Origin of the sequence: Nostoc sp. NMS7, from assembly GCF_017115085.1 — a bacterium.
GTDB lineage: Bacteria > Cyanobacteriota > Cyanobacteriia > Cyanobacteriales > Nostocaceae > Nostoc.
Window position 1 is genome coordinate 1 of record NZ_JABXKJ010000111.1, and the last position, 14,394, is coordinate 14,394.

12 protein-coding genes and 1 pseudogene are annotated in these 14,394 nt (G+C 42.1%); 9 read left to right on the top strand and 4 right to left on the bottom strand.

From position 1 onward, the window contains the following. Positions 1-310 precede the first annotated feature (310 nt). A complete protein-coding gene (hisD, locus tag HWQ38_RS11635) occupies positions 311-1,594 on the top strand; it encodes a histidinol dehydrogenase (RefSeq protein ID WP_292793431.1) in 1,284 nt (427 codons plus the stop codon). A gap of 414 nt (positions 1,595-2,008) precedes the next feature. Beyond that, on the top strand, positions 2,009-3,220 hold the full coding sequence (locus HWQ38_RS11640) for a type I restriction endonuclease (protein ID WP_292793432.1): 1,212 nt from the start codon (positions 2,009-2,011) through the stop codon (positions 3,218-3,220). Between the two features lie 100 nt (positions 3,221-3,320). On the opposite strand, the gene acsF is transcribed toward HWQ38_RS11640, so the two are convergent. Continuing rightward, a complete protein-coding gene (gene acsF / locus HWQ38_RS11645; RefSeq protein WP_292793435.1) occupies positions 3,321-4,397 on the bottom strand; it encodes a magnesium-protoporphyrin IX monomethyl ester (oxidative) cyclase in 1,077 nt (358 codons plus the stop codon). 469 nt (positions 4,398-4,866) lie between these two features. On the opposite strand from acsF, the gene HWQ38_RS11650 reads away from it, so the two are divergent. Then, the gene (locus HWQ38_RS11650; protein WP_292793438.1) at positions 4,867-5,361 is read left to right on the top strand and encodes an NINE protein; all 495 of its coding nucleotides are present in this window, start codon (positions 4,867-4,869) and stop codon (positions 5,359-5,361) included. Positions 5,362-5,448: 87 nt separating this feature from the next. Here HWQ38_RS11650 and HWQ38_RS11655 read toward each other — a convergent pair whose 3' ends face one another. The 3 genes from HWQ38_RS11655 to purH form a co-directional block, all read right to left on the bottom strand. Beyond that, complete coding sequence (locus HWQ38_RS11655) at positions 5,449-6,147, bottom strand: DUF2996 domain-containing protein (protein WP_292793440.1); 699 nt, start codon at positions 6,145-6,147, stop codon at positions 5,449-5,451. Between the two features lie 459 nt (positions 6,148-6,606). After that, positions 6,607-7,221, bottom strand: coding sequence for an HD family hydrolase (locus HWQ38_RS11660; protein WP_292793442.1), 615 nt, complete (start codon positions 7,219-7,221; stop codon positions 6,607-6,609). 585 nt (positions 7,222-7,806) lie between these two features. Continuing rightward, positions 7,807-9,351 (bottom strand): bifunctional phosphoribosylaminoimidazolecarboxamide formyltransferase/IMP cyclohydrolase, encoded by a 1,545-nt coding sequence (gene purH / locus HWQ38_RS11665; protein ID WP_292793444.1) that lies wholly within the window; start codon positions 9,349-9,351, stop codon positions 7,807-7,809. A gap of 228 nt (positions 9,352-9,579) precedes the next feature. Between purH and HWQ38_RS11670 the strand changes: the two genes are divergently transcribed. The 6 genes and pseudogenes from HWQ38_RS11670 to HWQ38_RS11695 form a co-directional block, all read left to right on the top strand. Next, positions 9,580-10,155 carry a Uma2 family endonuclease gene (locus HWQ38_RS11670; protein WP_292793446.1) on the top strand — a complete coding sequence of 192 codons (576 nt, stop codon included), beginning with the start codon at positions 9,580-9,582 and terminating at the stop codon, positions 10,153-10,155. Positions 10,156-10,386: 231 nt separating this feature from the next. Beyond that, positions 10,387-11,526, top strand: a complete 1,140-nt coding sequence (locus tag HWQ38_RS11675; RefSeq protein WP_292793449.1) for a hypothetical protein — start codon at positions 10,387-10,389, stop codon at positions 11,524-11,526. A gap of 151 nt (positions 11,527-11,677) precedes the next feature. Next, positions 11,678-12,283, top strand: a complete 606-nt coding sequence (locus HWQ38_RS11680; RefSeq protein WP_292793454.1) for an alpha/beta hydrolase — start codon at positions 11,678-11,680, stop codon at positions 12,281-12,283. A gap of 154 nt (positions 12,284-12,437) precedes the next feature. Next, positions 12,438-12,650, top strand: coding sequence for a DUF2555 domain-containing protein (locus HWQ38_RS11685; RefSeq protein WP_292761436.1), 213 nt, complete (start codon positions 12,438-12,440; stop codon positions 12,648-12,650). A 105-nt stretch (positions 12,651-12,755) separates the two neighbouring features. Further along, entirely contained in the window at positions 12,756-13,967 is a 1,212-nt protein-coding gene (gene coaBC, locus HWQ38_RS11690) for a bifunctional phosphopantothenoylcysteine decarboxylase/phosphopantothenate--cysteine ligase CoaBC (protein ID WP_292793452.1), read from the top strand. 113 nt (positions 13,968-14,080) lie between these two features. After that, positions 14,081-14,212, top strand: a pseudogene (locus tag HWQ38_RS11695) (IS5 family transposase); the annotation flags it as partial. Positions 14,213-14,394 lie beyond the last annotated feature (182 nt).

The following is a 14,394-nucleotide window of genomic DNA, read 5'->3' on the forward strand; positions in this document are numbered from 1 at the left end:
AAGCAAAAAGGCATAATGCTTACTCAAAATGCTTAATTGCTTTCTCATTTCGGTATATCGCGCACTCATTTCAGTAGATTCAGCAAGTAAAAAGGCATATTGCTTTCTTAAAATGCTAGATTGCTTTCTCATTTCAGTAGATTCAGCAAGCAAAAAGACATATTGCTTTCTCAAAAACTATTACGAATTAGGAATTATTTAAGTTGACAGTTGACATCAATGACCATTGCTGTGCCTTTACTGCGTAGTCTATTTACCTGAAAATAGCTGTAAAGTAATTAGAGAAATCACTGCTTACAAGATACTGTTTATGCAGCTGCTTCAAACTACCGACAAAGATTTTTCTAGTAGATTCAAAACCCTTGTCAGCGATCGCCGCGAAGTTACAGTTGATGTTAGTGGGACAGTACGCGAGATTCTAGCTGATGTCAAAGTGCGTGGTGATGCCGCTCTCAAGGACTATACTAGCCGCTTTGATCACTACAATCCCCAGTCTTTGCATCTGAGCGAAACCTTTATTGCCGAACACGCTGCACAATGTCCTGCTGATGTCAAGGCGGCGCTGGAACTTGCTGCCCAGAGGATTGTGGCTTTCCATGAAAAACAATTACCGCAAGATATTAGCTACACCGATACAGCCGGGGTAAAACTGGGATTAAATTGGATATCGCTGTCTCAAGTGGGAATTTATGTACCTGGAGGACGTGCCAGCTATCCTAGTTCTTTACTGATGAACGCCTTACCTGCGAAAATTGTCGGCGTGGAACGAATCGTTATGACAGTACCGATGCCTCGCGGTGAGATTAATTCCGCCGTATTCGCAGCTGCCCAAATTGCTGGTGTCACGGAAATTTACGGCATTGGTGGGGCGCAAGCGATCGCAGCATTAGCTTATGGTACAGAAAGCATTGCCCCCGTAGATAAAATTGTCGGCCCTGGTAATGCTTATGTTGCTGAAGCTAAACGTCAAGTATTTGGCACTGTTGGCATTGACAGCATCGCCGGGCCTTCAGAAATTCTGGTGGTAGCTGACCAACATAATAACCCAGACTGGATTGCCTGGGATTTGCTATCGCAAGCAGAACACGATCCTAGCGCCCAGTCAATTTTGATTACTGATTCGGAAATTTTTGCTCATCAAGTGATAGCGGCGGTTGAGCAAATTCTCGCTAACCTGCCCACCAAAGAAGTCGCCAATGCCAGTTGGCAAAATTATGCAGCCGTGATTATTGTCAGCGATTTGACAGAAAGTATACCACTGCTAAATCAACTAGCTCCAGAACATGTGGAATTGTGCGTAGACAACCCCCAATTGTTTGCCAATCAAATTAAGTGCGCTGGTAGCGTGTTTCTCGGACGTTATACTCCAGAAGCAGTTGGCGATTACGTAGGAGGCCCCAACCATGTACTCCCTACTGCCCGTTCTGCCCGATTTGCCTCTGGCTTGAGTGTCTACGACTTTCTCAAGCGGATTACTTATTTGGAATGCAATCAACAAGCATTAGAGACAATAGGCCAAGCCGCCGTAACGTTAGCAGAAGCAGAAGGTTTACCTGCCCATGCAGGTAGTATATCTGTGCGTCTGCAATCATAAGCTGAGATAATTTTGCAGTTCCTCGTTCCCACAACGATCGCTATCAGGACTTACGTAAACAATAGCCGAAAAGAGTAATTTTCTGGTAGGAGCAATTCATGTAGCTTTAGCTGACCGCAGGGTATTGCCCCTACAGCGTGTAGTTTTGCGTAAGTCCTAGCTATGTAACAAAAACCATTGGAGAATTGCCGGAATTCTTTCAACCTGATCAATACGGAAGTTTTTTAAAGTAAAAAATATTAACCGATCATCAGTGTTACAGCTTGGTACTTATTTGGGAATACTTTTATAAGAGTGATCCAGAAGGCGATCGCGCTAAAACTTTCAAATTCAATCTACTATATCACCCTGCAATCACTCCTATTTTATAAAAAACGTGTATCAAAAATCGCTAATCTACCAGGAGTAAGCAAGATGGGATTTACTGAAGATATTATCAAGCTGTCTGAACAAGTGCGTAAGCGATTTGACCAAGTTGTTGGCGAAGAAGCTACTAAGATGGCACTGATTGTTCCTTTTTTAAGCGCTCTTGGCTACGATGTCTATGATCCTAGCGAAGTAATGCCAGAATACGTGGCAGATTTTGCGACTAGAAGAGCAGGGCAGTTTGAAAAGGTAGATTACGCTTTAGCTATTAACGGTACTAAAGTTATGCTCGTAGAGGCAAAAGCCCGTGGTCAAAAAGCTGAAGCACATGATGGGCAATTGAGCCGCTATTTTAATGGACTTTTGACAACAAAAGTAGCTATCGTCACTAATGGGGTTGAGTACCGTTTCTTTACAGACTTGCGTGATAAAAATGTCATGGACAAGGAGCCATTTTTTACTTTTAATATCCTGGAATATGATACTAAAGATATTGATAATCTCAAATTTTTTCACCGTGATAATTTTGAGGTTACAGCTATTACCAACCATGCGGAGGAAATGGTTTATGTAAAAGGCATGACTCAGCTTCTAGGAAATCTTTTACGTTCTCCTTCTGAAGAATTTGTTCGCTTCTTAGTGGCTGAACTCGCTACAGTTGCCCCTAGTTATGAAATTAAAGGTCGAATTACTGGTAAAATTATTGATAAATTTAAACCAATTGTTAAAAAGTCGATTCAGGGAAGTTTAGTAGAGTTAATGACTCGCTCACTTAGCCAAGAAATAACTCAGCCTGTTGAACTGGAAGTAGAACAAGAGATTGAAGAAGAGGAAAAACAACAAGAATCTCAAGAATCAAAAGTAGTAACAACTGCTGAAGAAATCGAAGCTTTTGAAAAAATTAAAGCAATTACCCAAACTTCAATAAGTTACAATTTTGAACTCCAATATAAGGATACTGCTTCATACTTTGGTATCAATCTTGGCAAAAGTACTTGGTGGTTTCTGCGGCTGTATCTATCTTCGCAGAAAAAAAGTTTTATTACTCGGCTAAATGTAGATGAAGTAAAGTCTCTAGCTTTAAATTTTGAAGTGCAGGAAATAACAGCTTCTCTGGGGGATACCGCATCAAAAGTAATTATTTCTTCTGTCAGTGACTTCGATAAGCTGACATCACTGATTCTCAGATGTTACGAAGCAGAAGCAGCCAAGCACCAAGTATTCATACCAGATATAATCAGAATGGAAAAATCAGCTTAACTCAAGGTATCTACTGCAAAACTACGCCTACCCAACTTTGACAAAAAAAGTGGCTCTGCAATCAGCAGAACCACTAAAGCTTTCGCAAACCTGTTATAACTTAACGAGCAGCCCCTTGAGTAGAAACAGTATCAATTGGTTTCATCAGGTACAGCCGCAATAACTGCCAGCCATTAGAGATGTAAAGCGGCAGTTTTTGGAAGAATTGCAGGAATTTGGGAGTGTTGGAGTTAGCGATCGCACTCAGTTTCTCATTATTGCTTATACAAGTATCCAAGCGCTGATAAAACTCTGGATTCTCAACATCCAACATCAGAGGGAATACCCTACCGGCGTTTTCATTAGTCTTCTGAATAACATGGATGTCGTATTCTCGCGCATCCAGTCCAAGGGTGGCATAAAAGTCTTTCCGTTGGATGTCATTAAGATACATTGTCGCAAACACAGATAACAGGAAGAACCGACTCCACAGCCGTGCCTTCCAATCATTCAATATTTGCGGCTGGGATTTCATGATCGCATCAAAAAAATCGCCGTGACGGTTTTCATCTTGACACCAGTTTTCAAAGAATCGGAAGATTGGATAAATCCGATCTTCGGGATGTGCTTCTAAATGGCGATAAATAGTGATATAACGCCAATAACCAATTTTCTCAGAAAGATAAGTGGCGTAAAAGATGAATTTTGGCTTAAAGAAGGTATAATTGCGGCTCTTAGTCAAAAACCCTAAATCTAGCGAGAGATTAAAGTCCGACATAGCTTTGTTCAAAAACCCAGCGTGACGCGCTTCATCGCGTGACATCAGGTTAAAACACTCTGCTAAGACGGGGCTTTTGCCTTTCAAGCGACGACCAAGTTCTTTATACAGCAAAAAGCCGGAAAACTCTGCCGTACAGGAACGTTCTAGAAACTCAACGAACAATCGGCGAGTTTCCCCATCAATATGATCCCAGGATTGTTCAAACTCGGCATCCCGAACAAAGTGATGGCGGTTGTAGTCAGTGCGGAACTCTTCGAGAATAGCTCTTAACTCGTCTTCGTTGACGGAGATATCCATCCGCGCCATTTCATCAAAATCGGTAGTATAAAACCGAGGTGTTAACAGGGTTTCTTTTGCCGGGACTTTAATCCCTGGCCGGATTTCTTCAAAGCCTGGTTTTTTGAGGGAATCTACCATGTCTTGATTGCTCTTTCGTCTTTATTATCTTGATGTACACCCAAAAGCCAAGGCTAATGCTCTGGCAAGGCGCAACACCCCACAATATCCATTTGTATAAAGTTTAGTCTACCAAGGTGTGGGTTACAAATTAGTAAGCAAAACATTAAGAGTTGCAACAATGATTCAATGTTTGCGGAATCTAAAATCGCAGATTGGTTGATTATCTGAAAATTAACAATCCATGATTAGCAGAATTACTGAAAATTTTTCACTGCTCTAGTGATATGTTACACTTAATCAATAACTAGAGGTTGGACATTGCTCACAGCATAAAATCAGAGTTGGAGCTAACAGCAGTACATAATTACAAAAATTGCCAGAAAACAACTGGTGCAAGATGTAAATTTAGCTATCCATATTTAGTATAAAAACAGTAAGAAAAAACAATTTTAGACAACAAAAGTAAATCCAAAGGGTTGAAAACAAGATGAATCTTGAAAACACTCAGCATAAAGACCGACTTCTTGTATCTTACATCTTGTGTGCAGCGCTCTTTTTAGGATTAGGAGGACTGCACCGTTTGTATAATGGCAAAATCGGGACTGGTTTGTTGTGGCTGTTGACCGGTGGTGTTTTCGGTATAGGACAGTTCGTGGATTTGTTCATCATTCCCAATATGGTTGACGAATACGAAGATAAGCTGAGATTAAAAGCGGGTGTATCTCCCTTTGGTGTGCCGTTAAATCAAGCAGTGGTTGCTTCTCAAGTCCATCGTCCAACTGGGAACCAACTCATGATTAAACTGATCGAAGCGGCGGAAAGCAAGGGTGGTATTTTAACTGTCACTCAAGGCGTGATGCTCACCGGAGCTAGCTTTGCTGAAGTAGAAGCTACTCTCAAGGAAATGTACAAATCAGGTTATGTGAAAATTGATAACGACCCCAATACTGGAGCCGTTATTTATCATTTCCACGAACTTTAATTGTTATTAGTCATTTGTCCTTTGTCCTTTGTCCTTTGTCCTTTGTTAAAAACCAATGACCAATGACCAATGACTAATGACTAATGACTAATTTCTACCTAACCACTTCTGACCGTCTAAGCGCTGAACTAAGCCAAATACCAACAAATCGAGTGTAACTCTGCGCTCATCGATTAAGAATGACTCAAGAGTGCTAGGTTTTTTGCCTTCATTACAAGAAAATCCCTTTTTCCCTTGAATATCTTCTTCGGGGAAATACAGGTTAAACTGACGTTGACCTATTTCCGACCAACTGCCAATAATTTGCCAGCATTCTTCGGCGGATTCAAAGCCAGTGATTGGCATTTTCTGCTTGGCAAAAGACACCTGTAAATCTTGCACGCCTTGTTGAGCGATCGCTTTTTGTAAAGCTGGTAAGTAATCTTGCTCAATAAACTCTACAAATGGCTTATCTTCAACAGCTGGGGCTTTTTCCTTTTTGGCGGCTTTAGCGGCGGGGGCGGGTTTTTCTTCAGTTGCGGCGGCTGGGGGTTTTTCACCTACTGCGGCTTTAGCGGCGGCGGCGGCGGGTTTTTCTCGCTTGGGTGATGCAGCAGCTGGTTTAGCAGCATTGGGGTTATCTTCGGGGTTTGCGGCTTTCGGATCTGGCGCGTTGGCAGTAGGAAGGTCTGTAGCTTCGGGTGAGTCTGTACTAGGAGCGTGTTCTTCGGCCACACTGGGAGCTTGCTTGTCAACAGTGCTGGGAGCTACTTCTCCCGCTTGATTGTGATTGGTTTGGTCTGCCATTGCTCAGGTCAATCCTTTAATCTAGCTTTGGGAGCGATCGCTCACCTTGAGGTATCGGGTATTTTTATTTTGACATACTACTACCTCTGCGCGGAATTCTTAATTTGTAATTCAGATACCGCGAGGATTTCATCGGAGCTAGTATGTGCAATTGGCTTTTAGGGAAGAAACTTATTTTCTATAGATTGCACCAATGCGATCGCACTAGTCCAAACAATTCATCCAAATCTTCTGAAATCACTAGCACTGCTGCACCCGGTTCTCAATCAAAAGCATCATAAATTCTTTGAGTCGAGATTTGTTAACTTTTTAAAGCGAATCATTCCCCGCCGCACCAGCCCTTGTCCGTGAGCAGTCAGCAATTTTATTAACCCAGATTTTTGCCAAGCTTACTTCTTTAGGACGTATTCATCCCGTTTCTAGAGGTGTTGAACCCGCGTAAATTGGCAGAGGTATTAATTAGTCTTGAATATTGAGGGTAAAAGTCTCTTTTAGATACCCTGCTGTCACACAATCATCAATCAATTGTAGAACAAAAGGCCAGAGTTCCGGCGCACCTGTTTCTACTGGCGCTACCCGTTTGATAACCTGATTGCGCCTAATGCCATGAATGCGCCAACTTCCACCCCCATTTTGCTGATTATGCAGCAAGGGTTGTATACGGTCTAGGGCTGCGGCAAACTTAGCAGTGGGTGTTTCTCCGGCTTCAAACTCATCCCAAAGTAAACGCAACTCGCTACCTTGATCTGCTGGTAAAAGTCCAAATAAGCGCAACGCTGCTTGTGCTTCTCGTTCTGCCTTGCTGTGATTACCCTGCACATCATAACAGAAAGTGTCACCGGCATCAATTTCGACCAAATCGTGAATTAGCAGCATTTTTATCGCATGGAATAGATCAACACCCTCCGGGGCATATTCTGCTAAAGCGATCGCCATTACCCCTAAATGCCAAGAGTGTTCGGCACTATTTTCGCGGCGTGATCCATCAATAAGCAGGGTTTGGCGCATCACCTGTTTCAATTGATCAATTTCAATGATGAACTGAATTTGTTGAGTCAGTCGGTTGATTTGCACCTGAATTTCTAGTTTTGATTCTGGGTGAGGTTAACTGGATTTTGGACTGTAGGTGATTATCTCAAAAATTCCAGCGAATCTGCAAGTACTTTTTTCTGCATACCAATTAAAAAGCGCCTGGGAGTGTTGCCGTGTTTCCACCCCAAACGCTTTTTATTTTTAACTTGCTCCTCACACAAATAAATAGTATCACTGCCTCTATCAAAAGGCGAGTATAGTAAGTGACACTTTCAGAACTGCACCACCAATTTACATTTATATATGCAAATTAAAAAAATGCCTGGGAGTGTTGCCGTGTTTCCACCCCAGGCATTTCTTATTCTCAACTTGCTCCTCACACACAAATAAACACTATCACTACTTCTATCAAATGGCAAGTATATTGAGTAATACTTTCAAAACTGCACAACCAATCCAAATTCTGACAAATTAAAAAGCGCTTGGGAGTGTTGCCGTGTTTCCACCCCAGGCGCTCTTTATTTTTAACTTGCTCCTCACACACGACTATAATTTATCACTGCTTCTATCAAAGGGCAAGTATATTGAGTGACACTTTAAAAAGTGTACACTTTACAGAGAAGAATTTTAGTGTAAAAAATGACGTACACCAGTTAAGACCATCACCAAACCCAGTTCATTCGCAGCTTTAATTGAATCTTGATCGCGCAAACTCCCCCCGGGTTGGACTATGGCTGTAATTCCTGGTGCTGCGGCTGTTCTGACTGAATCATCGAAGGGGAAAAATCCATCGCTGGCTAGTATTGCACCATTGGCTTTTTCTCCAGCTTGTTCTAGGGCGATTTTAACTGAGCCGACGCGGTTCATTTGACCAGCACCTACTCCTAGTGTAGTGCGATCGCTTGTCACAACAGTGGCATTAGATTTAACGTGTTTGCAAACTTTCCAAGCAAACAGTAATTCGGCTAATTCGTTGGGTGTGGGTTGACGTTCGGTGACAACTTGCCATTGACTGGTATCAGCAATCACGTCATCACTAGTTTGGACAAGGAAACCACCTGCGATCGCTTTCACTGTATCCTTAGAACCACTGCTCAAATCTGGTAAAATCAAAACTCGCACATTAGATTTTTTGCCAAGGATTTCTTGAGCTTCTGCATCACAACTTGGTGCAACCACACATTCTAAAAATGTTTTAGTTAACTCACTAGCTGTAGCCGCATCAATCGGGCGGTTGAGTGCGACAATCCCACCAAAAGCAGAAGTAGAGTCAGCGTTGAAAGCTTTTTGATACGCTTCGGAAATAGTGCTTCCCAGTGCCGTACCACAGGGATTTGTATGTTTGATAATCGTTGCTGCTGGGGTATCAGTGAATTCAGCAATAATTCGGCGTGCGGCTTCTAAATCAACTAAGTTATTGTAACTAAGTTCTTTGCCTTGCAATTTCGTTGCGGCTATCCATCCCGTTGGCGTAATACCAGTTTGATACCAGGCGGCGGGTTGATGGGGGTTCTCGCCGTAACGCAGAGATTGCAATTGTGTACCGCTAAGGTTGTAATTTTCTGTTCCTGCGAGGTAAGATGCGAACTGACAAGTCAGCGCTTGCGCGATCGCTTGATCGTAACTAGCAGTATGCGAAAATCCTTTTAATGCCGCTTTTTGCCGAAACTCTAGGGATGCTTCGCCGTTATTTTGGCGTAATTCCTCCAAATACTCGTCATACTGTGCTGGATCGCATAATACAGCGAGATGGGCGAAGTTTTTCGATGATGCCCGTAGCATAGCCGGGCCACCAATATCAATTTGTTCAACAGCTTGGGATAATGTTACTCCTGGTTTAGCGATCGTTTCCTCAAAGGGATATAGATTCACCACCACTAAATCAATCGGGCGAATTTGGTTATTTTCTAAATCTGTAATATCTTCGGGAACATCTCGCCGCGCCAAAATTCCGCCGTGAATTCGGGGATGTAGCGTTTTGACTCGACCACCTAAAATTTCTGGAGAACCTGTATAATCTGCAACCTTTGTAACAGGGAGTCCCGCATCTTTGAGTGCTTGGGCTGTTCCCCCACTGCTGATTAAATCAAAGTCAAATTCTTCAACCAAGCTACGGGCTAGGTCAATTAAACCAGTTTTGTTAGATACACTCAGCAGGGCTAGACGCGCCATTGATCAATTCCTTAAAAGTAGGCTAGAAGCGAAGGATCTCAAGTTTTACATAAGCCTTGGTTTACTTCAAGACCATGAGGAATAATATTGACTCCTGTAATTTATATGGTTACATCTCTCAGAATCAGCACTGTCAGAAATGCTGGAAATAAGGACTAAGTAGGCTTAGTCTCTAATATTTGCGATCGCCTAAACTAAAAGTAAGCATCTTTTATCCACATAACACCTATGGTTCAGTCTTCTAATCAACGCCTAACCCTAGAAGAATTTCTCGCACTTCCCGAAGGAGATATTACATACGAGTTTGTTAACGGTGAAGCTATACCCAAATATAAAGATAATGAAATCAGGGCAAAATTTTTTCATGGCTCGACTACTGGTGCTTTATTTATACTATTGTCTACATGGGCAGAAGCAAAAGGTCGAGTTGTGATTGAATGGGCAATTAAACTAACACGAAATCAACAAGATTGGATGCCTGTAGCCGATCTGACCTATATTTCTCATAACCGTCTTCCTGCTGATTGGCTATTAGACGAAGCTTGTCCTGTCGCACCGGAATTAGTGATCGAAATCATTTCACCCGGTCAAACTTTTGGTGAAATTGCAGAAATTGCGACTGATTATCTAAAAGCTGGTGTTTCTCGTGTTTGGGTGGTTGATACAAAAGCCAGAACGGTAACTGTATTTGCGCCATCTTCCTTGCCGATTACTTATCGATCTCATCAAGTAATTACTGATGATTTACTACTAGAATTGGAAATTACCCCTCACGCAATCTTTCAACTCGCTGGATTACCCTAATTGATTAATTTTCTTATTCAAGAAAATACTTAAAGCCCAAGGATGTCAGCACATTATTTTATTAGCTCATGCCTATGGCGATCGCCGCATTAATCGAGCCGCAAATTACAATTCTTCTTTAATACCTACAGAATTCTTAGAAGAAGTCTTTCAAACGTTTCCTGATATCAACATTTACCCTTACTGTGGATTATAGCTGCAATTCCCCGATTTAATATTGAAGCTGCTTTAATGGAAGTCGCGCAATTAATTTATCGGGGTAGAGGAATGTATACAAATCCAGAAACCGGAATGGAAGTTTCTGGAGATGACAAAGATAGACGGTTAGTTATGCTCATCAATGATTTCATCATTGAAAGAGAGGACATTGACCCCAAAAGACTATGGTTGCGTCAATCCAGCGATTTATTGACTTTGCTGGTAATGTTGCGCTCTACAATTCACACCCGCATCAAAGGTGATGCAGGACTTAATAAAAACCGAATTGCATTTGTCCCAGTTGGCTCTGTTGGCGATGAAGAATTGCTGCGTTTAATGTCTGATGATGTCTTAGATTTCTTGCGTGAAGCCAAAATTTTTATCAGCGATAGTCATCCTCAAGAAGCAAAAGCAATTGTGAAAAAAGCGGAGCAGTTAACTGCAAACATCTTTAAACATTTTGACTTGAGAGGTCAATCATTAGAAAAAAATGCCAAGTCCTATGCAAATTATCAAACTTTACAAGCTTTGACCAAAACTGTTTCTAGGATTTCGAGCCGATTATTACCATCTTTAGATAATGACGAGCTAAAGATACCGGATAATCTAACTTGTATCGGCCCTTTCTGGATAGAAGATTGGAGCGATCGCCAAACTGAAGAAATATTTAGCTTTGAGGCATGGAAAGCTGATGTTAAACAAAATAGCAGTCGTCTTTTAGGCTCGCTAAAAGAAATTGCCGAAAGTAAGAAGTTCAAATTCCCCTCAAAACTCAAACGTCCTGCCAACGAACTGTATAAACTATTGAGTCGGGAACAAGAGGGATTTGTGATTGAATCTTCCACACGTCAAGCATTAAAAACTAAAAACATAGTTATTGGCTTACCTCTAGACTATCCCCACTTCTGGAATGAACAATCAGAAGATGATATGCGCCAACAGGTATTACAAGATCCGCAAGCTTGGAGAAGTGCGCTAGGACGTTCTCTAACTCCTCAAGGCTTAATTGTACCAGTAGTACCTCACTATCGAACATTTCCTTGGATAGCTGTGGCAGGTAGACGGATTTTTACACAATTAGAAACAGTTTTTAGCGATCGCTATTTTATGGCATCCAGTGAATTAAATCTTCTGAACACCATCCTGCTTGAAGATGAAGCAGATAACAAATAGTTAATCTACGCTTAGGAATTACTTAGCGATGTCTATGACGATCGCATTCTTTAGCCAAGCAGCAAATCCAGTTAAATACTAAGTCTACTTGAAGAGATAGGATCTATTAGAAGAGTAGAATTTTAGGAGTAAACCTCTGTCTTTACAATTTATCACTGTTCCTTCTGCAACTTCTCAACCCCCCGCAGGCTTAATTGTCACTTTGCATGGTTGGGGTGCTAATGCTGAGGATGTCGCATCTTTATTACCCTTGCTCAACTTACCCGATTACCAGTTTGTATTACCCAATGCACCTTTTCCTTATCCCTATTCCCCTGTAGGGAGGGCATGGTATGACCTGCGGGTGGAGAATATGTATGAAGGGTTGCCAGAAAGTCGGCAACTGCTAATAGATTTCTTGAAATCTTTAGAAAGTAGCACTGGCGTACCTTTATCACGCACCATTTTAAGTGGATTTTCTCAAGGCGGAGCAATGACTTTAGATGTCGGCTCAAAATTGCCCCTAGCAGGTTTAGTTGTCATGAGCGGGTATTTACATCCTGATGCACTAATGGCAGCTAAAAGCGGGATTGGGCCGACTTTAATCACCCACGGGAGATATGATGAAGTTGTCCCACTGAAAGCCGCGTGGAAGGCACGAAAAACTCTTAAGTCTCTAGGAGTGGCGGTAGAATACCACGAATTTGACATGGGGCATGAAATACATCCGCAAACGTTAGAGGTACTACGGAATTTCGTTGTAAATACAATTGGTTAGTCAGCATTACGAATTTTTTATAAATTCTGGTACAAATTCTGACAATTTTCATGAAATTAATGACTTCTAATGAGTAATATATATTGGGTGGGTGCGTTCAACGCAACTTAACCCATGCTGAAGGCGAGTGCTGGATAAGGGAGGGGCAAGCATTATGACAACTCTAAGCATTTCCCAAAAAGAAATTGCTGCCATGACTGCGGCAGAAGTAGAAGAACTAGCGACACGTCTGGAACTGGATAATTATAGCAATGCTTTTGAGGGTTTAAATGATTGGCATCTATTGCGAGCGATCGCATTTCAGCGTCCAGAGTTAGTTGAACCCTATATCTACCTCTTAGACTTGGAACCCTACGATGAAGCGTAGTTGAGAGTTAGGAGTAGAGACGCGATTAATCGCGTCTGTACAGGAGTTAGGATTTCTAACTATTTAGTACTAATTTTTGTAAGTACTCACTCCTAACTTTTTATCATGACTAATCCAAAATTGAACAGGGTTCTAATTGGTGTAGGTGGCGGTATCGCCGCCTACAAAATTTGTGAATTGGTTTCGACGCTGTTTAAAACTGGGGTGGAAGTCCGAGTTATCCTCACCCGTTCGGCGCAAGAATTTATCACGCCTCTAACAATGGCCACCCTATCTCGTCATCCCGCCTACACAGATGATGATTTCTGGAAACCAACTCACTCTCGTCCCTTACACATTGATTTGGGTGAGTGGGCAGATGTCATGGTAATTGCCCCCTTAACAGCTAATACATTAGCAAAGTTAGCCTACGGGATGGCGGATAATTTACTCACAAATACCGTGCTGGCTTCTACTTTTCCTGTGCTGTTAGCACCCGCAATGAATACGGATATGTGGGAACAGCGATCGGTGCAACGAAATTGGCAACAGCTATTGACAGATAGCCGATATCATGGGATGAGTACAGGATCAGGTTTATTAGCGTGCGATCGCATCGGTGCTGGTAGATTAGCAGAACCCGCGGAAATTTTGGCTCACATCCAATCGTTGTTACACACTCAAGGCAAACGAGATTTAGCAGGGAAACGAGTGTTAATTAGTGCTGGGGGAACGCGAGAGTATCTTGACCCAGTGCGGTTTATTGGTAATCCTTCCACAGGTAAAATGGGATTGGCGCTATCTCAAGCCGCACTTCACCGAGGGGCAAACGTCACCTTAGTACATGGCCTAGCTAATTGGGATGTACCATTGGGAGTGCAAGCAATCCCTGTTGTTAGTGCCGAACAAATGCAGCACGTCATGGTGGAATGTTTACCCAACGCTGATATCATTGTGATGTCAGCAGCCGTGGCAGATGTGAAGCCACGAGATTATAGTACAGAGAAATTGCCCAAGCGATCGCTCCCCCAAGCTTTACCCCTGGAACCAGTACCGGATATAGTCGCCCAGTTAGCACAACTTAAACAGCCGCATCAGAGATTAATTGGATTTGCTGCCCAAACTGGGGATATTGTCAAGCCAGCATTAGAAAAATTACAGAATAAAAAACTAGATGCGATTGTTGCTAATCCCATCGATCAACCTAATAGTGGTTTTGGTAGTGATAATAATCAAGCGATATTTTTAGATAGTCAAGGAGGGCAGCTAGCGATCGCACCTTGTTCTAAATTAGAAATGGCGCATCAATTATTTGATTTTGTCATCACGGAATTTTAGATTTTCAATTTTACCGGAAGTAGGGATAATTGATGAATTGCCCCTACGTGAAAATCTTTCTTTTCGGCTATTGTTTGCATAAAATTCAACAACATACGTCCTGTAAAGCACTGCCTTATCCAAAAGATGAAAATCTGCGTCGATTGCGTCAAGTCGATCGCAACCAATGGAAACAAAAGAGCAGCTATCATCGACGTTCTTTGTCTGAAACTGCCATGTTTCGGCTCAAGGTAATTTTTAGCGGGACTTAAACATTTTAGAGGGAGAAACAAGCCTCAAACCCATCAGGACTTACGCAACTGGCACAATGCGATCGCTAACAAATAGTACTCTAGTACTATAAAAATGCACATGAAATGAACTAGAGTACAACAGGACTTACGCAACTGGCACAAATAGCGGGCAGGGCGCAGCCTTGACACGCGAC

Excerpts from the sequence above, each read along its gene's own strand:
- hisD (WP_292793431.1), top strand. The coding sequence starts at position 311 with ATGCAGCTGCTTCAAACTACCGACAAAGATTTTTCTAGTAGATTCAAA.
- HWQ38_RS11640 (WP_292793432.1), top strand. The coding sequence starts at position 2,009 with ATGGGATTTACTGAAGATATTATCAAGCTGTCTGAACAAGTGCGTAAG.
- acsF (WP_292793435.1), bottom strand. The coding sequence starts at position 4,397 with ATGGTAGATTCCCTCAAAAAACCAGGCTTTGAAGAAATCCGGCCAGGG.
- HWQ38_RS11650 (WP_292793438.1), top strand. The coding sequence starts at position 4,867 with ATGAATCTTGAAAACACTCAGCATAAAGACCGACTTCTTGTATCTTAC.
- HWQ38_RS11655 (WP_292793440.1), bottom strand. The coding sequence starts at position 6,147 with ATGGCAGACCAAACCAATCACAATCAAGCGGGAGAAGTAGCTCCCAGC.
- purH (WP_292793444.1), bottom strand. The coding sequence starts at position 9,351 with ATGGCGCGTCTAGCCCTGCTGAGTGTATCTAACAAAACTGGTTTAATT.
- HWQ38_RS11670 (WP_292793446.1), top strand. The coding sequence starts at position 9,580 with ATGGTTCAGTCTTCTAATCAACGCCTAACCCTAGAAGAATTTCTCGCA.
- HWQ38_RS11675 (WP_292793449.1), top strand. The coding sequence starts at position 10,387 with ATGGAAGTCGCGCAATTAATTTATCGGGGTAGAGGAATGTATACAAAT.
- HWQ38_RS11685 (WP_292761436.1), top strand. The coding sequence starts at position 12,438 with ATGACAACTCTAAGCATTTCCCAAAAAGAAATTGCTGCCATGACTGCG.
- coaBC (WP_292793452.1), top strand. The coding sequence starts at position 12,756 with ATGACTAATCCAAAATTGAACAGGGTTCTAATTGGTGTAGGTGGCGGT.